We start from the raw sequence: 22,481 nt of genomic DNA on the forward strand, positions 1-22,481 counted from the left end.
TTATCTCGTTAGTTTATTGCGCGCCAAGCACGGCTTCGACACCGCTGACATACTTTTCAATGGCATAGTTACGACAAACATTTTGCCTGGCTGCTGTAGCCAGTCGAGCCCGCAGGTCAGCATCCGTCCAGATACTATCCAGATGTTGCGCTAGTTGTGAAACATCGCTCCAGGGGAAAAGCAACCCGGTAGAGGCATGGTCAATGAGTTCAGCTGTGCCGGTCACCTGGGATCCAATAACGGGGATATTGAGCAGCATCGCTTCCAGCACTACGCGAGGAAGGCCTTCACTTTTAGAGGCGAGGATAAATGCGTCAAACGTGGCGAGGTAATCAAAAGGGGTATTCTGAAAACCAGTGAAGATCACGTGACTTGCAATACCCAGGTTTTGGGCCTGTGCTGCTAACGCATCACGCTCAGGGCCTTCACCGACCAGCACCATTTTCCACTTCGCTTCAGGATGCTTCAGACTGAACTGCGCCAGTGCTTCAAGCGTATGGTGGTTAGCTTTACGTGGGATCAATGAGCCAATGCTGCCAAACACAAAGGTCTCGTCATCTATGCCCAGTCGCTGACGCATTGCGCGGCGATCCGGTAAAGGCTGGTAGATGTCGATGGCATTGTTAACGGTCGTACAGAGATCGGGTCGGATACCATGCTGCAGCAGCACCTGTTCAACGCCATGCGAGACCGCGATGATCTTTGTGGCATGCGCATTGACCAGTTTCACCAGTGGTGGGGACAGAACAGGTTCAATACGGCAGTGCTGAATTAATCGCGCCTGTAGTTTCGCCGCCGCGAGATAACCTTCCTCGTTCGAGCCAGGTTGGTTATTCATATAGAGCGTATCGAAACCACCATGCGAGAAAAGCGTTTCGATTTTGCTGACATTGGGCCTGATACGCCACAGAGTATCGACGTGTCGTGTAAACGCTTTACGGGCATTGCGCGAGAAAAACAGCAGACCACGTCCTGCTTCTTTCAACAATTTTGCCCATGCCGGTTGCTTATGTTGAGGAATGACGATCAGCGGGATCCCAATGCTGTTTAGCACCTGGCCTATGGTTTGACCTCCAGCACGACTATAATCGTTGTAAAAACAACAAGTAATGTCGAATTTGTCGCGATCAATTCGCTTCAGAAGCTCAAGCATACTGTTGGTGCCTCCCCCCCATTCTTTGCCTGTGTCCAGGAGGAGGATTTTACGTTTTTGCGGCATGTCTGAATCCATGTGCTACCCTTGATCTGACCGCATTATAAAGAATCTGCTGAAATAAAATAGATTTTTCTATTGTGATAGTTTTTTCTGTAAGATAAATTTTCAAACACGATTATTTTAAAAGTGTGATTTAAGACTTTAATCGTCTCTTCTCATTTAGATAGTATTAATGAAAAAAATTATGCTGTTATTGAGTGAGTGGAAAAATGTTTAAAATAACGGTCTGCTTATTAACTTTCAACTCAGAAAGGTTGTTACGTGACGTAATTCCGCCTCTTTTAAAAATAGCGGATGAAATCGTCATTGTTGATTCCGGAAGTACAGATAATACACTACATATTTGCCAGAGTTATGGTTTGTCGCCAGTATACAAAAAATATGGCTGGCATGGCGAGCAGATGAACCATGCCGTGTCATTAGCGAGTCATGACTGGGTCCTGTGCATCGACAGTGATGAAATTCTCGATTCAGACACTGTTGATGCTATTTTAAAATTAAAAAGGAGTGACGAACCCGATCCTGGAATGGCATGGCGGATATGTCGTCACTGGTATGTTTTGGGCGAAAAAGTCCGAACATTATATCCTGTCTCTTCTCCTGATTTCCCGGTACGACTTTTTAACCGTAAGCAGGCACGATTTAATAATAGACCCGTAGACGATAAGGTAGAAGGTTTTCGCCACTCTGAACGTATTCCCGGTTACGTCAGACATGATACATTTCATACATTGCATGAACTTTTTAGCAAATTGAATGGTTATACAACCCGCCTGGTGCAATATCAAACGATACGCCCCTCTATCTGTCGAGGTGTGATCAGCGCCATCGGCGCTTTTTTCAAATGGTATCTGTTCAGTGGTGCCTGGCGTCAGGGCAGAGTGGGGGCAGCAACAGGCTTGTATGCCACGGCCTACAGTTTTTTGAAGTATTTCAAAGCCTGGTATCAATATCAGGAAAGAAAAGAGCCCGTTACAAAAGAGCATACGGACTCTCACATTACAGAATAAGCGTTAGCCGATCAGGCTTTCTTACCCCAGCCCTGCCACTGATGTTGAAAATATTGCACCAGCGTACTCTGGCTCATGCTTTCACCAATCACAGAGAAGAACCGGGTCGCATAAACCGGTTCAGGGGCATGTTTCGGCACACAGCGTTTTACGCCGCGGAACGGGTTACGCGGCGTTGATGATCCTGGTTTCCCCTGGTTCGGCGTCGACGTATCAACCTGTGGTTCGTTCAGGAGATCGCTCGGGCGGACCAGCGTGATATCCGAAGGCAATGTCGGCAGCATTTGCTGCAGGACGCGAACGGTCGACGGATGCGGGTGGCCGATGGCAATCGCGGAGCCATTGCGGCGGGCCAGCTGCACAGCGCGATTAAACTGCACGCGAATGTCTGCTTCGTTCTGCGTATCGTCAAGGAATACCTTGCGCTTAATCACCTTCACCCCCGTTCCCTGCGCGGCACGCATCGCCTGACTGTTGCCGATGGTCATGCTGTCGAGGAAGTAGAGGTTGTAACGCTCCAGCGCCTGCATCACTTTGAGCATCCCGTACAGGCTGGATGTCATCGCGCTGCCCATATGGTTGTTTAACCCCACGGCATACGGCACTTTGTTGTAAGCGTCGCGGATAATGCGATCGATCTCATCGCTGCTCATCTCAGGGCGCAGAGTATCTTTTTCCAGCGGTTGTTTGCTGATGGGAGCCATCGGCAGATGGATCAATACCTGGTGGCCGCTGTTGTGGGCCTTGGTCGCCATCTCACGTGCGTGTGGCGCATTCGGGAGGACGGCGACAGAAATGGCTGCCGGCATCGCCAGCACCTGATTTTCATAGTGCGGACGATAACCGAAGTCATCAATCACAATGGCGAGTTTACCGGCGTATACCGGTGCGACCAGCGCCAGTGCGCTGGCGACGGAGAGAACAATTCGACGAAATTGAAGCAAAACTTATCTTCCCAACCACGGCTGTGGATTGACCGCCTGACCCTGGCGACGAATTTCGAAATAGAGTGACGGGCGGCCCTGACCGCCACTGCTGCCCACAAGGGCGATGGGTTGACCCGCGCGCACCTGAGTGCCAACGCTGACCAGTGCGCTCTGGTTGTAACCGTAGAGGCTCATGTCGCCTTTACCGTGCTCAACTACTACCACAAGCCCGTAACCCTGCAGCCAGTCGGCCAGGATCACGCGGCCATCGGCGATGGCTTTCACTTCGCTACCTTCAGACGCACCGATAACTATCCCTTTCCAACGTAGTTCACCCTGCAGCTGTTCGCCATAACGATGCAGAATTGTACCGCGAACGGGCCAGTAAGCCTGACCGCGAGGGGAGCCCAGGCCACCGGTTCGTGACATCAACGAGCGTTCGCTTTCGCTTGGTTTATAGGTCGTGCCTTTACGGGAGGCTTCCTGCTGCTTATCGCGAACGGCCTGCGCCTCGCGAGCCTCTTTTTCAGCGCGGGCTTTTGCCGCGGCCTCCGCTCGGGCGATGCTGTTACGCAGCTTCGATTCGTTGGCGCGCATTTCGCTCAACTGGCTCTGACCAGCCTGAATGGAGGATTCAAGCCCGGAAAGGGTTTTCTTACGTTCGTTGCGAGCCTGTTCGAGCTTTGCCTGCTGGGCCTGCTGTTCGTAGAGCAGCGTCTGCTGCTGGCTCTGCTTCTCTTCCAGCTCGGCTTTTTGCGTGGTGACCTCTTCGCGCGTCTGTTTTAGCTGCGCGATAGTCTCCTGACGCGCCTGGTTCAGATAGCCGAAATAGGCCTGCAGGCGCTGACCGCGCTGGCTCTCTTCACCGCTGAGGATCAGCTGAAGGCCGGTGTGTTCACCCTGGCGGAATGCGGCATCAAGCTGTGCCGCAAGATTACGTTCCTGCGCATCGCGCTGACGTTCCAGCTTGGCAATCGACGCGTTCATCTCGTCGATCTGTTTATTCAACTGGGAGAGGGTGTTTTGTGTTTCGCGGAGCTCACGTGCGGCGGCGGAGATCGCCTCTTCCTGCTGCTTAAGCTGAGCAAGCAGCGACGCGCGTTGCTGTTGCTGCTGACGTACCGCACGCTCTTTGGCGGCGATATCGGCCTGAATGGATTTCAGCTGGTCGCGATCGTCCGCGTGGGCGGATGCGGCGCACAGCAATACGCCAGCGCTGAGTGCGCTGGCGTAAAACAGAGGTCTGACTGATAACCTAAGCGGTTTCACGACCCATGTGATTGAAAAAATCGCCTTTCCCCTCATGGGGAGCGATTATTCCACGATGAACAGCGGCTTACCAGTCATCTCTTCAGGGATCGGCATACCCATCAGCGACAACATGGTTGGCGCGACGTCAGAAAGCTTGCCGCCTTCCACTGCTTTCAGTGCTTTATCACCTACATAAATCAGCGGAACCGGCAGGTTGGTGTGGGCCGTATGCGCCTGTCCGGTTGCCGGGTCGCGCATCTGCTCTGCGTTACCGTGGTCAGCGGTAATCAGCAGCTGGCCGCCAACGGATTCAACCGCTTTGGCAACCTGCTCAACGCAGTGATCCAGCGCTTCAACCGCTTTAATAGCCGCTTCCATCACCCCGGTATGACCCACCATGTCACCGTTCGGATAGTTACAGATGATGGTGTCGTATTTGCCGCTAACGATCGCCGCAACCAGTTTTTCGGTCAATTCCGCAGAGCTCATCTCTGGCTGCAGGTCATAGGTAGCAACTTTTGGTGAATTAATCAGAATGCGATCTTCGCCTTTGAACGGCTCTTCTACACCGCCGTTAAAGAAGAAGGTGACGTGGGCATATTTCTCGGTTTCGGAGATACGCAACTGCGTCTTATCGTTTTTCGCCATCCACTCACCGAAGGTATTGGCCAGTGAAGCTGGTGGGTAAGCGCATGGGGCGTCGATGTCAGCGGCGTATTCGGTCAACTGGATGAAGTTGATGTTCACCGCTTTCTTACGGGCGAAACCGTCGAAATCGCTGTTAACGAATGCGCGGGTGATTTCACGCGCACGGTCAGCACGGAAGTTCATGAAGATCAGCGCGTCGCCATCTTCCATGGCGGCATCAGCCTGGCCTTCTGCGCGAATGACGGTCGCTTTCACGAATTCGTCGTTTTCATCGCGCGCGTACGCGGCTTCAAGGCCCTCAACGGCAGTCGCAAACTGGAACTCGCCTTTTGCCAGCGTCATCAGGTCATAGGCCTGTTCCACACGATCCCAGCGATTATCGCGATCCATGGCGTAGTAGCGGCCAATAATAGATGCCACGCGGCCTTTGCCCAGTGCGGCAAATTTCTCTTCGAAGGCTTCCAGCGAACCTTTAGCGCTACGCGGTGGCGTATCGCGGCCATCCAGGAACGCGTGCAGGTAGATTTTTTCCGCACCGCGCTCAGCGGCCAGTTCAACCATCGCCATAATATGATCTTCATGGCTATGAACGCCGCCGGCAGACAGCAGACCCATGATATGCACGGCTTTGCCTGCGGCAACGGCTTTATCCACCGCACCACACAGCACAGGGTTGGCGAAGAAGGTGCGTTCTTTGATTTCAACATCCAGACGCGTCAGATCCTGATAGACAATGCGCCCGGCGCCCAGGTTGACGTGACCGACTTCAGAGTTACCCATCTGACGGTCCGGCAGGCCCACTTCCAGGCCGGATGCGTCAATCAGAGTGTGGGGACGTTTTGCCCACAGTGCATCCATGACCGGGGTTTTAGCGTTGAAAATGGCGTTATCCTGTTGATCTTCACGGTAGCCATAGCCATCCAGAATCACCAGTACCATAGGTTTTTTAGAAACCGACATTGCGACAACCTCATGCTCAAGAGTCAAAAATTTGCGTAATTTTACTACAGCTGAATCGTTCAAATAGCCGCAGAAGATCAAAGAAAGGGCAGGGGCAAGATGCTTCTCCGACCATTTTGAGGCATTTTTTTAGGTGGCATGCCGCAGAAAATGGATTAGCTTAGGGTCGCTGGCTGTATTTGCCACAACGCACAGGTATACTCCTGTCCTGGTTTTTTTAATCACTAAGTCGGGAGTAGTTACCCTCCATGCAAGAAATTATGCAATTCGTTAGCCGCCATCCGGTTCTGAGCATCGCGTGGATTGGCCTGCTGGCCGCTGTGCTGTTCACCACATTTAAGGGCCTGACGTCTAAGATTAAGGTTATCACCCGTGGTGAAGCGACGCGTCTGATTAACAAAGAAGATGCCGTCGTGGTCGATCTGCGTCAGCGTGACGATTTCCGCAAAGGGCACATTGCAGGCGCTATCAACCTGCTGCCAGCTGAAATCAAAGCCAACAACGTGGGCGAGCTTGAGAAGCATAAAGCCCAGCCGATTATCGTTGTTGACGGTACCGGCATGCAGGCGCAGGAATCTGCTAGCCTGCTTCATAAAGCAGGCTTCGAAAACGTCTCTGTACTGAAAGAAGGCATTTCCGGCTGGAGCGGAGAAAACCTTCCTTTGGTGCGCGGTAAATAAGGAGTTCAGTGATGGCCAATATCGAGATCTACACCAAAGCGACCTGCCCGTTCTGTCACCGTGCGAAAGCGCTGCTGAACAGCAAAGGCGTAACGTTCCAGGAACTGCCGATCGATGGTGACGCGATAAAACGCGAAGAGATGATTCAACGTAGTGGTCGCACGACGGTTCCGCAGATTTTTATTGATGCGCAGCACATTGGCGGCTGTGATGACTTGTATGCGCTCGACGCCCGTGGTGGACTCGATCCCCTGCTGAGCTAAGAGACTTTAGGACAATTTAAAAAGGGTTTTTCCATGTCAGAACAAAACAACACCGAAATGACTTTCCAGATCCAGCGTATCTACACCAAGGATGTCTCTTTCGAAGCGCCAAATGCGCCACATGTTTTCCAGAAAGATTGGCAGCCAGAGGTTAAACTTGATCTGGATACCGCATCAACCCAGCTGGCTGATGACGTGTATGAAGTCGTACTGCGTGTGACCGTGACCGCCTCTCTGGGCGAAGAAACTGCATTCCTGTGTGAAGTACAGCAGGGCGGTATCTTCTCCATCGGTGGTATTGAAGGCAACCAGATGGCGCATTGCCTGGGTGCATACTGCCCGAACATCCTGTTCCCGTATGCGCGTGAATGCATCACCAGCCTGGTTTCTCGCGGTACATTCCCGCAACTGAACCTTGCGCCAGTTAACTTTGATGCGCTGTTCATGAACTATCTGCAGCAGCAGGCTGGCGAAGGTGCTGAACAACATCAGGATGCCTGATGAGCACTGTTAATGCGTCAATGACTGTGATCGGTGCCGGCTCTTACGGCACCGCTCTTGCCATCACGCTGGCAAGAAATGGTCACGAGGTGGTCCTGTGGGGCCACGACCCAAAACATATCGCAACGCTGCAGCACGACCGCTGCAACGTGGCGTTCCTTCCTGACGTTCCGTTCCCTGACTCCCTGCACCTGGAAAGCGACCTTGCGACCGCGCTGGCAGCCAGCCGCAATATTTTGATTGTGGTGCCGAGCCATGTGTTTGGCGACGTGCTACAGCAGATTAAGCCGCTGATGCGCCCGGATGCACGCATTGTGTGGGCAACGAAGGGGCTGGAAGCCGAAACCGGTCGTCTGTTGCAGGACGTTGCCCGCGAAGTGCTGGGTACCGAGATCCCGCTGGCGGTTATCTCCGGCCCAACGTTTGCCAAAGAGCTGGCCGCTGGCCTGCCGACAGCGATTTCGCTGGCATCCACCGACCAGGCTTTCTCCGACGATCTCCAGCAACTGCTGCACTGCGGCAAGAGCTTCCGCGTGTACAGCAATCCCGATTTTATCGGCGTGCAGCTGGGCGGTGCGGTGAAGAACGTCATCGCCATTGGCGCCGGGATGTCCGACGGCATTGGCTTTGGTGCCAATGCACGTACTGCACTGATTACCCGTGGGTTAACCGAGATGTCCCGTCTCGGGGCGGCACTGGGTGCCGATCCGGCCACCTTTATGGGGATGGCGGGTTTAGGCGATCTGGTGCTGACCTGTACCGACAACCAGTCGCGTAACCGCCGCTTTGGCATGATGCTCGGTCAGGGCATGGATGTAAAAGGCGCGCAGGAGAAGATCGGACAGGTGGTTGAAGGCTACCGCAATACCAAAGAAGTCCGCGAATTGGCGCACCGTTTTGGTGTCGAAATGCCAATAACCGAGGAAATTTATCAGGTATTGTATTGCGGAAAAAATGCGCGCGAGGCAGCATTGACCTTATTAGGTCGTGCGCGCAAGGACGAGCGCAGCAGTAACTAGTCGGAACCATTGTCACCTGAATGACCCAGCCAGCGCAGAACTGGCTGGTCATTATACTATCGTCTGGAGTAAGCAATGCCGTGTGAAGAACTGGATATCGTCTGGAATAATATTAAAGCCGAAGCCCGGGCGTTGGCCGACTGTGAGCCGATGCTGGCCAGTTTTTACCATGCAACGTTACTCAAGCACGAAAACCTCGGTAGTGCCCTGAGCTATATGCTCGCCAACAAGCTGGCGTCTTCAATCATGCCCGCCATCGCCATTCGTGAAGTGGTGGAAGAGGCCTACGCCGCAGACCCGGAAATGATCGCCTCTGCCGCCTGTGATATTCAGGCCGTGCGCACGCGTGATCCAGCGGTCGATAAATATTCTACGCCGCTGCTGTACCTTAAGGGTTTCCATGCCTTACAGGCGTACCGCATCGGCCACTGGTTATGGAAGGAAGGCCGCCGCGCGCTGGCAATTTTCCTGCAAAACCAGGTTTCTGTGACCTTCCAGGTTGATATTCACCCGGCGGCCAAAATTGGCCGGGGGATCATGCTCGACCATGCCACCGGGATTGTTGTCGGTGAGACGGCGGTCATTGAAGATGACGTGTCGATCCTGCAGTCGGTTACCCTGGGCGGTACCGGCAAAACCAGCGGCGATCGCCATCCGAAAATTCGTGAAGGGGTGATGATTGGCGCGGGTGCCAAAATCCTCGGCAATATCGAAGTGGGCCGCGGTGCTAAAATCGGCGCGGGCTCTGTGGTGCTGCAGCCCGTGCCGCCGCACACCACCGCCGCTGGCGTACCGGCGCGCATCGTCGGTAAGCCAGACAGTGATAAACCATCGATGGACATGGATCAGCACTTCAACGGCATTCACCATACGTTCGAGTATGGTGACGGCATTTAACTTCTGAGAATGGCGCCCGGATACCCCAGCTGGCGCCAGGCTTCATACACCACCACGGACACCGCGTTCGACAGGTTCATGCTGCGGCTGTCCGGCATCATCGGAATACGGATTTTCTGCTCAGCGGGCAGGGCGTCCAGAATCGTGGCCGGCAGGCCGCGGGTTTCCGGGCCAAACATCAGATAGTCACCTGCCTGGTAGCTCACGGCGCTGTGCGCGGGCGTGCCTTTAGTCGTCAGGGCAAACATGCGCTCTGGCTTTTCGCTTTCCAGAAACGCGGCGTAATCATGATGGCGAACCACCGCGGTAAATTCATGATAATCCAGCCCCGCACGACGCAGGCGTTTGTCATCCCACGTAAAACCCATCGGCTCGATAATATGCAGGCGAAACCCGGTGTTGGCGCACAGGCGGATAATGTTGCCGGTATTAGGCGGAATTTCTGGTTCGAATAAAACGATGTTAAGCATGCTGCCCCCTTAATTGCGGGGGCAGCATAGCAGAAATGACGGGCACTACGCGACGCCGGGTTCCTGTGGGCGGCAGCGCAGCATTTTGTAGACGGTGGCACCCGCGGCCACCAGCGCGGGCAGGCTGAGGATCATCAAAATACTGTCTGCCTGCCACTGCATGGAGAGAAGCTGCGCGCTGGTCATGGTACCCGCCACGCCACCAAAACGGCCAATACCCTGCATCCACGCGATACCCGTCGCGCGGCATTCGGTTGGGTAGAAGGTGGCGGCCAGGGTTTGCATCCCTGATTGCGCGCCGTTCATGGCGATCCCCATCAGGAAAATCAATCCGCCAAACAGGGCGATGTGATTATGCTCCATGCCGAGCAGCAGGATGAGCGCCATGGTCAGCATAAACCCACCTGCCACCACCCTGTGCGCCTCCCAGCGGTCCATCATCCACCCGGCGAGAAGAATGCCTGCGGTACCGCCGAAGGTGAACAGCGAGGTGAGCCAGGCAGATTCCGCCAGCGGATAACCCATCCCCAGCATCAACGTCGGCATCCAGCTCAGCAGGACGTAATAAATCACCAGCCCCATAAAGTAGGTCACCCACAGCATCAGGGTGCCGGGCAGCCAGGGCATAGAAAACAGCTGTGCCACGCTCCCTTTCTTAGACGCGACCCGCTCCTCCGCCAGGAAAAAGCCGGTCACGCCATCCAGCGTGTCGCGGGCGAAGCGGCTGGCGATACGGCGGATCTGCATCATGTCTCTTCCACGCTGTACCAGAAACTTCACCGACTCCGGCAAAAACAGCGCCAGCAGCAGCGTCAGGATCAGCGGGGCAATTGCGCCGGTCAGCAGTACGCTTCGCCAGCCGTGGTGAGGAATCAGCCAGGAGGAGATTGCCCCACCACCCGCCGCGCCCAGAGGAAAACCGCAGTACATGGTATTGATCGCCATGGCGCGACAGCGCTTAGGGGCAAACTCTGAGATCAGCGTGATGGCGTTAGGCATTGCCGCACCCAAACCCAGGCCGGTGAGAAATCGCCACAGCGTCAGGGTGTTCAGGGTTTGCGCCCAGGCGGCGCCCAGGCTTGCAAGACCAAAGAATAAACACGAAAAGACCAGTACGCGCTTGCGGCCCATCCGGTCCGATACCGGACCTGCGATCAGCGCACCCAGCGACAGTCCCAACAGCGCGGCACTCAGTACCGGCCCCAGATCCTGTTTGTGGATCCCCCATTCTGCCGAGAGCGTCGGGGCAATGTAGCCCATTGCCGCTGTATCGAAACCATCGATTGCCAGCACCAGAAAGCCCAGCACAATGAGTAGCCAGTGAAACCATGAAAAGGAACTGTCGTCGATTACCTGCTGAATATCCACCTTACCTGAATAGGCCATACGCTCCTCTCTGATGTGATGTTGTTTTTGTGTTCTTGTATTTACTTGTCTATACAATTGCGTGTGGCAGGGGATGTCAAATATTCTTATCTAATATGTTATCTAGATGTTATTTACGACACAAAAACGCGCCCTATGGAGGAGATCGGACGCGTGAGTAAGGTTGGTTAAGGGGAGGGGATCAGGCCGCGTCTCCGTGGGTAAGCGGTGCCAGTGCCGCAGGGATTTTGCTCAGCTCCTGCACCAGAGAATCCTTGCTGATCTCGCCGATTGTTTTTGCCCCGGTGAGAGTCATTGCAACCTTCATCTCTTTCTCAATCAGGTTAAGCAGGTTTGCTACCCCTGCCTGGCCGCTGGTGGCCAGCGCGTAAAGATAAGCGCGTCCCAGAAGTACGCTGTCGGCGCCGAGCGCAATCATACGCACCACGTCCAGCCCGTTACGAATACCGCTATCGGCGAGGATAGCGATGTCGCCTTTAACCGCATCGGCAATCGCCGGAAGGGCGCGTGCGGATGAGAGCACGCCATCAAGCTGACGTCCGCCGTGGTTCGAGACCACTATCCCGTCTGCGCCAAAACGCACCGCGTCGCGGGCGTCGTCCGGGTCGAGGATCCCTTTGATCACCATTGGGCCGTCCCAGAATTCGCGGATCCACTCCAGGTCTTTCCAGGAGATGGACGGATCGAAATTGTTCGCCAGCCAGCCGATGTAATCTTCCAGCCCGGTAGGTTTACCGAGATAAGCCGAGATGTTCCCCAGATCGTGTGGACGGCCATTCAGGCCCACATCCCACGCCCACTGCGGATGTGTTACCGCCTGCCAGTAACGACGCATAGCAGCATTCGGGCCGCTCATGCCGGAGTGGGCATCACGGTAGCGCGCGCCGGGGGTGGGCATATCAACGGTAAAGACCAGCGTGGAACAGCCCGCCGCTTTGGCGCGCTCCAGCGCGTTACGCATAAAGCCGCGATCGCGCAGGACGTACAGCTGGAACCACATCGGGCGCTTGATGGTCGGGGCCACCTCTTCAATCGGGCAGACAGACACGGTGGAAAGGGTAAACGGAATGCCTTTGGCATCCGCCGCCGCAGCGGCCTGCACTTCACCGCGACGGGCGTACATGCCGCACAGCCCGACCGGGGCAAGCGCTACCGGCATGGAGAGCGTTTCGTTAAACAGTTTCGTCTCAAGGCTCAGATCCGACATATTCTTCAGCACGCGCTGACGCAGAGCCACCTCCGACAGATCTTCCACGTTACGGCGCAGGGTATATTCGGCATAGGCCCCGCCGTCGATATAGTGGAACAGGAACGGCGGCAAAATACGCTGCGCCGCGGCGCGGTAGTCACTGGCTGCTGAAATAATCATGCTTTGTTCTCCCTGGATATATCACTGTCGCCAGGCAGACGGGTAATACGCGCCTGTCGGGCCTGATCTTCATCAAATCGTTTAATGGTGGTGTGGACGAAGCCCAGATGCGCCATCATCGCCTTGCGTGCGGCCTCGGCATCACCGGCCAGAATGGCGTTGAGCACCGCCTCGTGCTGTTCGGTCAGTTGAGCAAAGACCGGCGGGACCAGATACATGCGCTGGCGGCTCTGCTTCACGGAGGATTGCAGCAGGTCGAAAAAACCGCGCATGGTCTGGAGCAGCACCACGTTGTGCGACGCCTCGGCAATCGCCAGGTGAAAGCGGACATCCGCCTGCGAAGCGATATCCGGGTCGCTGCTTTGCGTGGCGTCGAAGCAGGCCCTGAGCTTCTCTTTGTCGGCCTCGGTTGCTCGCATGGCAGCATGCCAGGCGGTACTGGTTTCGATAGCGTGACGGGCTTCGAGGATGTCGAAGCTGTAGTCCGGGTCATTCTCCATCAGGGTTTTGAGCGGCTGGACGATGTTTTGCTCGGACCAGTCGTCATGTTGCCAGCGCACAAAGGTGCCGCCGCCGCGACGGCTTACCAGTACTCCTTCGCTGACCAGCGTCGCCAGCGCTTCACGCAGGGAATTGCGCGACACGCCAAGCTGAGCGGCGAGTTGACGTTCAGCGGGCAATTTCATGCCCGCTTCCAGCTGTTGTTCTTCAATCAGCGCCCGCACGCGAGAGGCAATCTCGTCGGACAGGCGTCTGGGCATGACTATCATGGGATCATCCAGGTTAAGACATAGGCCTGCAGGGTGGTGATCACCCCGACCATGCAGGTGAATATCAGGCTGTGTTTCACGGTAAAACGGAACAGGTCGGACTCTTTACCCACCAGCCCTACTGCCGCACAGGCAATGGCGATGGACTGCGGAGAGATCATCTTCCCGGTCACGCCGCCGGTGGTATTCGCGGCCACCAGCAGCACGTCAGAGACGCCAATCTGCTGAGCTGCCGTCGCCTGCAGGGCGGCGAACAGGGCGTTAGACGAGGTATCTGAACCGGTCAGGAATACCCCCAGCCAGCCGAGGAACGGCGAGAAGAAGGTGAAGGCGTGGCCGGTATGGGCCAGCGCCAGTGCCAGCGTTGATGACAGGCCGGAGTAGTTCGAGATAAACGCGAACGCCAGCACCATGCCGATGGAGTAGATCGGCAGCATCAATTCTTTAATGGTCGCCGCAAAGGTCTGTACCGCGGCGGCCGACTTCATGCGCAGCCACACCACAGAAAGGAGTGCGGCAAACAGGATGGCCGTGCCGGTGGCGGAGAACCAGTCAAACTTAAATACCGCCGCGTACGGCGTGGCGTCGTGCACCACTGGCGGCATACGGGCGACCATCTTGTCGAGGAACGGCACGGAGATGTTAATCACCATGTCGTACAGCGCACCGCCCGGGGCAAACAGGGCCTTAAACGGCGGGATGCTCCACAGCGTTACCGTGGCGGTCAGGAACAGGAACGGTGACCAGGCGCGAACGATCTGCCCGGCGGTATAGCCCGTGCGGGCGAGCGTCTGATCCACGTGCGACGCGCCCATATCGGCAAAGCGGAAGATGCGCACAGGCTGCCAGCGTTTCAGGAACAGCGTCAGACAGACCAGCGACACCAGGGAAGAGATAATGTCCGGCAGCTCCGGGCCAAGGAAGTTCGAGCTGAGATACTGGGCAATCGCGAACGAACCGCCCGCCACCATCACCGCAGGCCAGGTCTCCTTCACGCCGCGCCAGCCGTCCATAATCGCCATGATCCAGAACAGCACGATAATGGTCAGGAACGGCAGCTGGCGGCCAACCATCTGACCAATTTCGAAGCTGTCCAGGCCAGTCACCTGGCCTGCGACCAGAATCGGAATACCCATCGCGCCAAACGCCACCGGCGCGGTGTTGACGATCAGGCAAAGACCGGCGGCATAGAGCGGGTTAAAGCCCAGCCCGACCAGCAGCGCGGCGGTGATTGCCACCGGCGCACCAAACCCTGCCGCCCCTTCCAGAAACGCCCCGAAGGAGAAGCCGACAATCAGCATCTGCAGGCGCTGGTCCGGCGTGATGGAGAGAATCGACGAGCGAATGATGTCGAACTGCCCGGTTTTGACTGAGATTTTATAGACAAACACTGCGGCGATGATGATCCACGCAATCGGCCACAGGCCGTAGAAGAAACCGTAGACAACGGATGCCAGCGCGCGATCGATCGGCATTTTGTAGAAGAACAGCGCCACCAGCAGCGCGATGGCGACGGTGTACGTCGCGGCGAGGTAGCCCTTCAGCTTGAGCTTAATCAACGCAAAGAAGAAGAACAGGATCGGCAGCGATGCGATCAGGCTGGACAGCCAGATATTCCCGGCCGGGTCGTAGTTTTGTTGCCAGAGGCTCATGCAGGTCTCCTGGGGACCAGACAGCCTATGCTGCGGGTGAGTCTCCGCTCATCTCTGCGTCACAGTCTGTGTAAAAGTGGTCCTGCCAATATTGTGTGTAGGGGTAATGACAACAAATGGTTAACCAGATGTTATGGGCTGGCAATGGTTTTGTGAGCGGAAATAATGGATTTGTGAACCAGGGAAGAAAGAAAGGGGGATTGGTTGGGCCAATTTTGAAGCGGGGCCCTATCGGGTGATAGTGGGCCCCGTAAATGCGTTTCTAGAATATCAGTAATTAAATAGCCTTCTGAGCAGAAGAGGCGTCTCCGATAACAATCAAACCATCTTGTTGCTTAAGGCGGTTATCTTTAATTTCCTGCTCAATGACTTCGGATATTACCTTTCTAAGGAGGCTACTGGTTGATTTAAAACCAAGCATCCTTGAGACGGATGTAATGATTTCATCTTCAGTTGCTCCCAAGCTTGCGCTAACGATGTCAAAGACACCTGAAGCGATTTCTATAGGTGCGATCAGTTCTGGTTTACGTACGCCTGCAGACAAGACGTGCTGTCTGTTGCGGATTCGAATTGCTACTTCTTTATGTATGAAAAATTCTTGCTCCTTATAAATCTTACCTCTCTTGCAGGCAATTTGAGCAGCCTGGCTAACAACACTTTCTATCCGTGCACCAGCTCGCTGCAACCCCCATGCTGAGCGCAGACGAGTGATTACTTCATTCAAATGGATAGGCGATTCTGTGAAGACTATTTTTTCAACCATGTCAGCAAGTATGCCGGTTGGTGTTTCATGTAAAGCATAGGAAAGATTGGCTTCGGGTTGTGCTTCTTCATAAATGATAGACTGGTCATTAGCGGAATCAGTTCTATCAAGACCAATCTCAACAACGTCTTCTCGTTCAACAGTGACGATATCAACTGGAACGGCTCGGGAACGCCCGTATGTGTGTTCTGCTCTGTTATTCAGTTCTCTTTTTGCATTCTCAATAGCGTAAATAACTTTTTGCAATTGTTCCTCAGGTCTTTGGAACCAATCAGTACTCCAGATTCTGTGGATGATCCATCCATGATCTTCCAGAACGGCTTGACGTAAGCGATCACGCTCTCTGGCAGAACGAGAGGAATGATAAGCGCTGCCATCACATTCAATCCCGAGAAGATAACGGCCAGGTAGATCAGGATCGGCAATTGCCAGATCGATGAAGAAGCCAGCAATTCCGACTTGTGGGTGCACCTGATAGCCCCGCTTCTGAAGTGCTGAGGCGACTTGTTCTTCAAATACGCTATCCATCGGACGCCCTGAAACAGTGGACATTGATAAACGTCCTGTACGTGCATATTGAAGGAAGAGTTTGAACGCCAATACGCCAACACCTTTCGCGCGCTCAAGATCAATATCTTCATCGGTGATCGATGCAAAAACCTCACATCGGCGTTTTGCACGGCTAATCAGCACATTAAGCCGTCGCTCACCGCCTTGCGAACCCAGAGGGCCGAATCGCATTGCCAGATAACCTTGTTTATTACGCGCATAGCCTACAGAGATCATGATGACATCACGTTCGTCACCTTGAATGTTTTCCAGGTTTTTAATGAAGAATGGCTCGGCAGGATGAGAATTAAAGAAATCTTCATATTGAGGATTTAAACGGCGGAGAATCTCTAATTCATCCTGGATAGCTTTACGTTGTGAGACAGAGAATGTTGCGACTCCCTGACCTGCCCCCACGATTAGATACAACACTCAGTTAGTAACGTCGGAATCTTCATTCTCAGAATGACCCTTTCTCCAGCCCGCTGCAAATTCAGACGGTGTCTGATAATTCAGCGTGGAGTGCGGGCGGCATTCGTTATAATCCTGCCGCCAGTCATTAATAATTTTCCTGGCATGAACGATATCGCTGAACCAGTGCTCATTCAAACATTCATCGCGAAATCGTCCGTTAAAGCTCTCAATAAATCCGTTCTGCGTTGGCTTGCCCGGCTGGATTAAGCGCAACTCAACACCATGCTCAAAGGCCCATTGATCCAGTGCACGGCAAGTGAACTCCGGCCCCTGGTCAGTTCTTATCGTCGCCGGATAGCCTCGAAACAGTGCAATGCTGTCCAGAATACGCGTGACCTGAACGCCTGAAATCCCAAAGGCAACAGTGACCGTCAGGCATTCCTTTGTGAAATCATCGACGCAGGTAAGACACTTGATCCTGCGACCGGTGGAAAGTGCGTCCATGACGAAATCCATCGACCAGGTCAGATTGGGCGCCGCCGGACGGAGCAGCGGCAGACGTTCTGTTGCCAGCCCTTTACGACGTCTTCTGCGTTTTACGCCCAGGCCACTGAGGTGATAAAGCCGGTACACGCGCTTATGATTAACATGAAGCCCTTCACGGCGCAGCAACTGCCAAATACGACGGTAGCCAAAACGCCTGCGCTCCAGTGCCAGCTCAGTGATGCGCCCTGATAAATGCGCATCAGCAGCCGGACGGTGAGCCTCATAGCGGCAGGTCGACAGGGATAAACCTGTAAGCCTGCAGGCACGACGTTGCGACAGACCGGTCGCATCACACATCAACATCACGGCTTCCCGCTTCTGGTCTGTCGTCAGTACTTTCGCCCAAGAGCCACCTGAAGCGCCTCTTTATCCAGCATGGCTTCGGCAAGCAGCTTCTTGAGTCTGGCGTTCTCTTCCTCAAGCGACTTCAGGCGCTTAACTTCAGGCACCTCCATACTGCCATACTTCTTACGCCAGGTGTAAAACGTGGCATCGGAAATGGCATGCTTGCGGCAGAGTTCACGGGCGGGTACCCCAGCTTCGGCTTCGCGGAGAATACTGATGATCTGTTCGTCGGAAAAACGCTTCTTCATGGGGATGTCCTCATGTGGCTTATGAAGACATTACTAACATCGGGGTGTACTAATCAACGGGGAGCAGGTCACCCAGTATTTTTTGGATAATAAAAAACCCAATATATTCTGTTGGTGAATATATTGGGCAGGATTTTATTAACTTAACTAAAATTAACTATCAGAACGCCGTCTTACAAAAACCCGTCATCTCTTTCAGGCCCATTTCGCGACCAAGCTCGGTCATCGGGTGGACCACCACCAGACCCCGTACGCTTTTCTTCAGCTTGCCCATATCGGCCTGCTCTTTTTTGGTAATGGCGCGGCGGTGCGGCATATTCATCAGCTTCTGCGCTTCTTTACTCAGCTTCTGGCTTTTCACTTCGCGCAGGCGCTCGATCTCCGCTTACAGCTTCGCGGTCTCTTTCTCCAGCTCGGCGTACTTCTCGGCGGAGTCTACCAGCGAGAGACCGGCCATCTGATGGCGGATCAGATCCAGGCGGTCGCTCAGGCGTTTAATTTCGTTCTTTTCGACTTCTTTCATGACAAATAACTCTGAAAACGGGGAATTTAGAGGGAAGGATACACCAATGTGAGCAGGCTTACTTCTGAAACGCTTTTTTTAAGCTGATTCGGGAAATCAGCTCAGTCAGGGAAAGAACCATCGTGGAACGGACAACCTGTTGATAACGCAGCTTTTGCATGGCGTACAGTTCCGGGTCGCTGTTATCAAAATGGGGGGCAGGGGGGAGCGCGGTAACGCAATGCAGCTCGCCGAAGGGGCCAAGGATCTCGTCATCGGTAAAGGTGTACTCATTACCGTCATGATTGAGCTCTTCGCGCAGCGCCATCAATAGCTCCGCATCTTCATACTCTTGCCGGTTCAGCACGCCAAGACCATAAATCAACTTCAGACGCACGGATAAATCGCCCAGCGGTCCGTCGCCGTCCAGTAACGGTTCTACAGCATATTTTACCGCGTAGTCGTCTTTGCGAAACACCTGAAGTACCAGGATATTCACCGCCTCGGTTAATAACTCGACGGCGGTAATCAGGAAACTTCGTACGGTTTTGCCAGCATTCAGACGCTCAAGCACACGATTTTCAAAGGCCTGGGTTTGTTCCATTATTGCCTGCATATCTGACAATCTGTAATCAGGGCGCAGGATCACCTGCGCCTCACTGTGCATCATTTGGTTGCGTTATATGCGTTAACCGCCTCCGCAACCACGTCGCTGTTGGCGTCCAGACCGGAAATCTGCGCCAGCGCAGCCTGTGCGCCCTGGTCATCAATCAGCTGAGCCAGCTCCTGCGCCTGCGGATCCTGCTCGCTGCGGTAGTGCATCGCGGCGGCAATCCCTTTCACCAGGTTGGCGTGCGGTAGGCCGTATTCCAGCGTACCCAGCAGCGGCTTAATCAGGCGATCGCCCGCGCTCAGCTTACGCAATGGCTGGCGGCCCACGCGCTCAACATCATCTTTCAGATACGGGTTTTCAAAACGACCGAGGATTTTCTGGATGTATGCTGCGTGTTTATCAGCATCAAAACCGTAGCGTTTGATCAGCACCGCGCCGCTCTCTTCCATTGCCCCTTTTACCACCGCGCGGATCTTCTCATCGAGGATCGCATCACGAATAGTCTGATGACCGGCCAATTTTCCGAGGTACGCGGTTATAGCATGACCCGTGTTCAGCGTGAAGAGTTTACGTTCCACAAATGCCATCAGGTTATCCGTTAATTCCATACCTGGAATGGTCGGCAGCGCGCCTTTAAATTGGGTTTTGTCCACGATCCACTCGCTGAAAGTTTCTACCGTCACTTCCAGCGGGTCGTTAGTTGCAGATTCTGACGGCGGAACGATACGGTCAACGGCGGAATCCACGAAGCCAACGTGCGCTTCAACCCAGGCTTTGTCTTCGTCCGCAACGGCGGCCAGAACGTGGCCTTTCAGCTGCGTGGTGCCACGCACCATATTTTCACAGGCAATGATGTTCAGCGGGGTATCGATGCCCTGCGCTTTACGTTTTGCCAGGCCTTTTGCGACCGCAGGCGCGATGCGCTCAAGTACCACCGGGCCCACCGCGGTGGTCACCAGGTCAACGCTGGCGATGAGGTCGATAACATCGTCGCCAATGCTGCTTACCGCGTTGACGCCAGAGACCGTTTCAACCTGCTCGTTTTCTCCCACCACGTGTACCTGGTAGCTATGACGGGCATTCAGGGCATCCAGAACGACCTGATTCACATCGGCGAATGTCAGCGTAATGCCCGCGTCTGCCAGCAGTTTGCCGATAAAGCCACGACCGATATTACCTGCGCCAAAATGTAATGCTTTCATAGTGTTAACCTTTATCAATGTTTTTACCCGAGAGGGCTGGGGTGAGGAACGTATACCTCACCCTAGCCCTCTCCCTTAAGGGGAGAGGGAAGATACGCTGTTATTTGTTGAGGAGTGCCAGCACTTCTTCAACGCTTTCAGTCTGTGCCAGACGCTCGATGACGGACTCATCATCCAGCGCGTTGGTCAGGCTGGTAATCACCTGGATGTGCTCGTTATTGCGAGCGGCGATACCAATCACCAGACGGGCAATGTCGTCTTCTTCTTCACCGAAGCGCACGCCATCAGGATACTGGCAGAACACCACGCCGGTTTTGAGCACGCGGTCTTTCGCTTCCACCGTACCGTGCGGCACCGCGATGGATTCGCCCAGGTAGGTTGGCGTCAGTTTTTCGCGTTCCAGCATCGCGTCGACATATTCAGGCTGAACGTAGCCGCCTTTCACCAGCTGCTCACCGGCAAAACGAATTGCCTCTTCTTTGGTGCTCGCGGTACGGCCGAGGAAGATGTTCTCCGCGCCCAGCTTAAACAGGTGAGCATTGCTCTCGTCAAAGCTGTCCTGCAGGCTGGTCCGCACTTTCACTTCGTTGTCTTCGTGACGCTGTGCGGCCACCAGACGTTCAGTCAGGCTGGTGTACAGGCCGCTGTCGAGGAAGTTGGTCAGCGAAATATGCTGTGCCTGCGGTACCTGGCGCATGGCACGTTCGGTCAGGTCACGGTGCGTAATTACCAGGTCAACATCCGGTGGCAGGCTGTTAATGGCGCTGTTGGTCACTGAGATATTGGTCAGGCCTGCATCCTGCACTTTCTTACGCAGCACGCCGGCACCCATTGCGCTGGAACCCATACCAGCATCACAGGCAACGATGATTTTACGCACGTGGCTCAGGTCGTTAGAAACATCACCCGCTGACAGCGGCGTTGCGCCTTTGGACTCGGCTTTCATGTCGTGCATACGACGGGTGGCCGCTTCGATATCGTCATCTTCTTTCACTTTGCTGGTTTTCAGCAGGATAGAAGCGACCACGAAGGAGACTGCCATTGCCGCACAGATAGCCGCGATGTTAGCAAAATAGGCACCTTTCGGCGTCATTGCCAGTACCGCCAGGATAGAGCCCGGAGACGCCGGAGAAACCAGACCACCGTTCAGCACGCTCAGAGTGAACACACCGGTCATACCGCCGAGGATAACGGCCAGGATCAGACGTGGGTTCATCAGCACGTACGGGAAGTAAATTTCGTGAATACCGCCCAGGAAGTGAATGATAGCTGCACCGCCAGCAGACTGCTTCGCGCTGCCGCGACCAAAGAACATGTACGCCAGCAGAACGCCCATACCCGGACCCGGGTTCGCTTCAATCAGGAAGAAAATGGACTTGCCGAGGTCATGAGACTGCTGAATACCCAGCGGTGAGAAGATACCGTGGTTGATGGCGTTGTTCAGGAACAGGATTTTCGCCGGTTCAACAAAGATAGACGCCAGCGGCAGCATGTCGTGCGCCACCATGAAGTTAACGCCCGCCGCCAGAATCTTGGACAGGACTTCAACTGCCGGGCCAATGCCGAGGAACGCCAGAATCGCGAGGATCATCCCGATGATGCCCGCAGAGAAGTTGTTCACCAGCATCTCGAAGCCGGATTTGATTTTGCCATCAACCCAAACGTCGAATTTCTTAATCGCCCAGCCACCCAGAGGACCGGCGATCATCGCACCGAGAAACATCGGCATATCCGCACCGACGATAACACCCATGGTTGTGATGGCACCCACTACGCCACCACGGTCACCGCCCACCAGACGACCACCGGTATAACCGATGAGCAGCGGCAGCAGGTAAGTAATCATTGGGCCAACAAGTTTCGCCAGCGTTTCGTTAGGCAACCACCCTGTCGGAATGAATAATGCAGTGATGATACCCCACGCGATAAACGCGCCGATATTTGGCATCACCATATTGCTGAGGAAACGACCAAAGCTTTGAACTTTGATCTTGAAATCGGATGACATAAAACACCCCTTCTTCTGTTTACGCTTAGGCTTGCGGCCCGAGGTTTATTGTTAATGAGGCGGCAGAGGTAGCCGGGCCCTGTTCTGATGCTGTGAAATCTGGCACTGAATCGTTCAACTGTCCAGACGGCGAAAAATTGTGTGATCACAATCACGTAAATGCAGGGGGTGTGGCGGGAAATGAGGTGATCTGAATCACAAAACCACAGTCTAAAAAAAACACAATGGGGAGAAAATCGGCAAAACACCCCTGTTTTTGTGAGATGTATCACA

General features: G+C 54.5%; 20 protein-coding genes and 1 pseudogene. 6 read left to right on the forward strand and 15 right to left on the reverse strand.

The window, feature by feature from the left end; genetic code table 11:
• Positions 1 to 13 precede the first annotated feature (13 nt).
• Positions 14 to 1,219: a glycosyltransferase gene (locus tag ECL_RS00720; RefSeq protein WP_044159585.1), complete on the reverse strand. Its 1,206-nt coding sequence runs from the start codon at positions 1,217 to 1,219 to the stop codon at positions 14 to 16.
• A 206-nt stretch (positions 1,220 to 1,425) separates the two neighbouring features.
• Between ECL_RS00720 and ECL_RS00725 the strand changes: the two genes are divergently transcribed.
• A complete protein-coding gene (locus tag ECL_RS00725) occupies positions 1,426 to 2,226 on the forward strand; it encodes a glycosyltransferase family 2 protein (RefSeq protein WP_045901902.1) in 801 nt (266 codons plus the stop codon).
• A gap of 11 nt (positions 2,227 to 2,237) precedes the next feature.
• On the opposite strand, the gene ECL_RS00730 is transcribed toward ECL_RS00725, so the two are convergent.
• From ECL_RS00730 to gpmM, 3 genes are read right to left on the reverse strand one after another with little or no spacing between them, the layout of a single operon-like run.
• Positions 2,238 to 3,170: a divergent polysaccharide deacetylase family protein gene (locus ECL_RS00730; RefSeq protein WP_013094917.1), complete on the reverse strand. Its 933-nt coding sequence runs from the start codon at positions 3,168 to 3,170 to the stop codon at positions 2,238 to 2,240.
• 3 nt (positions 3,171 to 3,173) lie between these two features.
• Complete coding sequence (envC, locus tag ECL_RS00735) at positions 3,174 to 4,433, reverse strand: murein hydrolase activator EnvC (RefSeq protein WP_237707073.1); 1,260 nt, start codon at positions 4,431 to 4,433, stop codon at positions 3,174 to 3,176.
• A gap of 33 nt (positions 4,434 to 4,466) precedes the next feature.
• Positions 4,467 to 6,011 carry a 2,3-bisphosphoglycerate-independent phosphoglycerate mutase gene (gene gpmM, locus ECL_RS00740; RefSeq protein ID WP_013094919.1) on the reverse strand — a complete coding sequence of 515 codons (1,545 nt, stop codon included), beginning with the start codon at positions 6,009 to 6,011 and terminating at the stop codon, positions 4,467 to 4,469.
• A 248-nt stretch (positions 6,012 to 6,259) separates the two neighbouring features.
• Here gpmM and ECL_RS00745 point away from each other — a divergent pair, with 248 nt between their 5' ends.
• The 5 genes from ECL_RS00745 (at position 6,260) to cysE (ending at position 9,371) form a co-directional block, all read left to right on the forward strand.
• Positions 6,260 to 6,691 (forward strand): rhodanese-like domain-containing protein, encoded by a 432-nt coding sequence (locus ECL_RS00745; RefSeq protein ID WP_013094920.1) that lies wholly within the window; start codon positions 6,260 to 6,262, stop codon positions 6,689 to 6,691.
• Positions 6,692 to 6,702: 11 nt separating this feature from the next.
• A complete protein-coding gene (gene grxC / locus ECL_RS00750; RefSeq protein WP_010426371.1) occupies positions 6,703 to 6,954 on the forward strand; it encodes a glutaredoxin 3 in 252 nt (83 codons plus the stop codon).
• 33 nt (positions 6,955 to 6,987) lie between these two features.
• Positions 6,988 to 7,455 (forward strand): protein-export chaperone SecB, encoded by a 468-nt coding sequence (gene secB / locus ECL_RS00755; RefSeq protein WP_003860835.1) that lies wholly within the window; start codon positions 6,988 to 6,990, stop codon positions 7,453 to 7,455.
• A complete protein-coding gene (gpsA, locus tag ECL_RS00760; RefSeq protein WP_013094921.1) occupies positions 7,455 to 8,474 on the forward strand; it encodes an NAD(P)H-dependent glycerol-3-phosphate dehydrogenase in 1,020 nt (339 codons plus the stop codon). Before secB ends, gpsA begins: the two co-directional genes overlap by 1 nt.
• A 75-nt stretch (positions 8,475 to 8,549) precedes the next feature.
• Complete coding sequence (gene cysE, locus ECL_RS00765) at positions 8,550 to 9,371, forward strand: serine O-acetyltransferase (RefSeq protein ID WP_013094922.1); 822 nt, start codon at positions 8,550 to 8,552, stop codon at positions 9,369 to 9,371.
• Here the strand turns inward: cysE and trmL are convergent.
• The 11 genes and pseudogenes from trmL to ECL_RS00820 form a co-directional block, all read right to left on the reverse strand.
• Entirely contained in the window at positions 9,368 to 9,841 is a 474-nt protein-coding gene (gene trmL, locus ECL_RS00770) for a tRNA (uridine(34)/cytosine(34)/5-carboxymethylaminomethyluridine(34)-2'-O)-methyltransferase TrmL (protein ID WP_013094923.1), read from the reverse strand. The genes cysE and trmL overlap by 4 nt on opposite strands.
• A gap of 45 nt (positions 9,842 to 9,886) precedes the next feature.
• Positions 9,887 to 11,227: an MFS transporter gene (locus ECL_RS00775; RefSeq protein ID WP_013094924.1), complete on the reverse strand. Its 1,341-nt coding sequence runs from the start codon at positions 11,225 to 11,227 to the stop codon at positions 9,887 to 9,889.
• 181 nt (positions 11,228 to 11,408) lie between these two features.
• Positions 11,409 to 12,596: an FMN-dependent L-lactate dehydrogenase LldD gene (lldD, locus tag ECL_RS00780; protein WP_013094925.1), complete on the reverse strand. Its 1,188-nt coding sequence runs from the start codon at positions 12,594 to 12,596 to the stop codon at positions 11,409 to 11,411.
• Positions 12,593 to 13,366 carry a transcriptional regulator LldR gene (gene lldR / locus ECL_RS00785; protein WP_020686511.1) on the reverse strand — a complete coding sequence of 258 codons (774 nt, stop codon included), beginning with the start codon at positions 13,364 to 13,366 and terminating at the stop codon, positions 12,593 to 12,595. Before lldR ends, lldD begins: the two co-directional genes overlap by 4 nt.
• Positions 13,363 to 15,018, reverse strand: coding sequence for an L-lactate permease (gene lldP / locus ECL_RS00790; protein WP_013094927.1), 1,656 nt, complete (start codon positions 15,016 to 15,018; stop codon positions 13,363 to 13,365). Before lldP ends, lldR begins: the two co-directional genes overlap by 4 nt.
• Positions 15,019 to 15,295: 277 nt before the next feature.
• Entirely contained in the window at positions 15,296 to 16,762 is a 1,467-nt protein-coding gene (locus ECL_RS00795) for a DUF3320 domain-containing protein (RefSeq protein ID WP_052429246.1), read from the reverse strand.
• A protein-coding gene (locus ECL_RS00800; RefSeq protein ID WP_144340281.1) for an IS3-like element ISSen4 family transposase occupies positions 16,763 to 17,883 on the reverse strand; the annotation gives its coding sequence in 2 pieces (ribosomal slippage) (positions 16,763 to 17,625 and positions 17,625 to 17,883; 1,122 coding nt in all). It abuts the gene before it with no gap.
• A gap of 160 nt (positions 17,884 to 18,043) precedes the next feature.
• Positions 18,044 to 18,406: pseudogene (locus tag ECL_RS00805) on the reverse strand (YibL family ribosome-associated protein).
• Positions 18,407 to 18,464: 58 nt separating this feature from the next.
• Entirely contained in the window at positions 18,465 to 19,055 is a 591-nt protein-coding gene (mtlR, locus tag ECL_RS00810) for a mannitol operon repressor MtlR (RefSeq protein WP_013094931.1), read from the reverse strand.
• Positions 19,052 to 20,200, reverse strand: a complete 1,149-nt coding sequence (gene mtlD, locus ECL_RS00815; protein WP_013094932.1) for a mannitol-1-phosphate 5-dehydrogenase — start codon at positions 20,198 to 20,200, stop codon at positions 19,052 to 19,054. The genes mtlR and mtlD overlap by 4 nt, the downstream gene beginning before the upstream one ends.
• A 100-nt stretch (positions 20,201 to 20,300) precedes the next feature.
• A complete protein-coding gene (locus ECL_RS00820) occupies positions 20,301 to 22,208 on the reverse strand; it encodes a PTS mannitol transporter subunit IICBA (protein WP_013094933.1) in 1,908 nt (635 codons plus the stop codon).
• Positions 22,209 to 22,481: the final 273 nt, after the last annotated feature.

It is taken from the genome of Enterobacter cloacae subsp. cloacae ATCC 13047 (genome assembly GCF_000025565.1).
Classification (GTDB): domain Bacteria; phylum Pseudomonadota; class Gammaproteobacteria; order Enterobacterales; family Enterobacteriaceae; genus Enterobacter; species Enterobacter cloacae.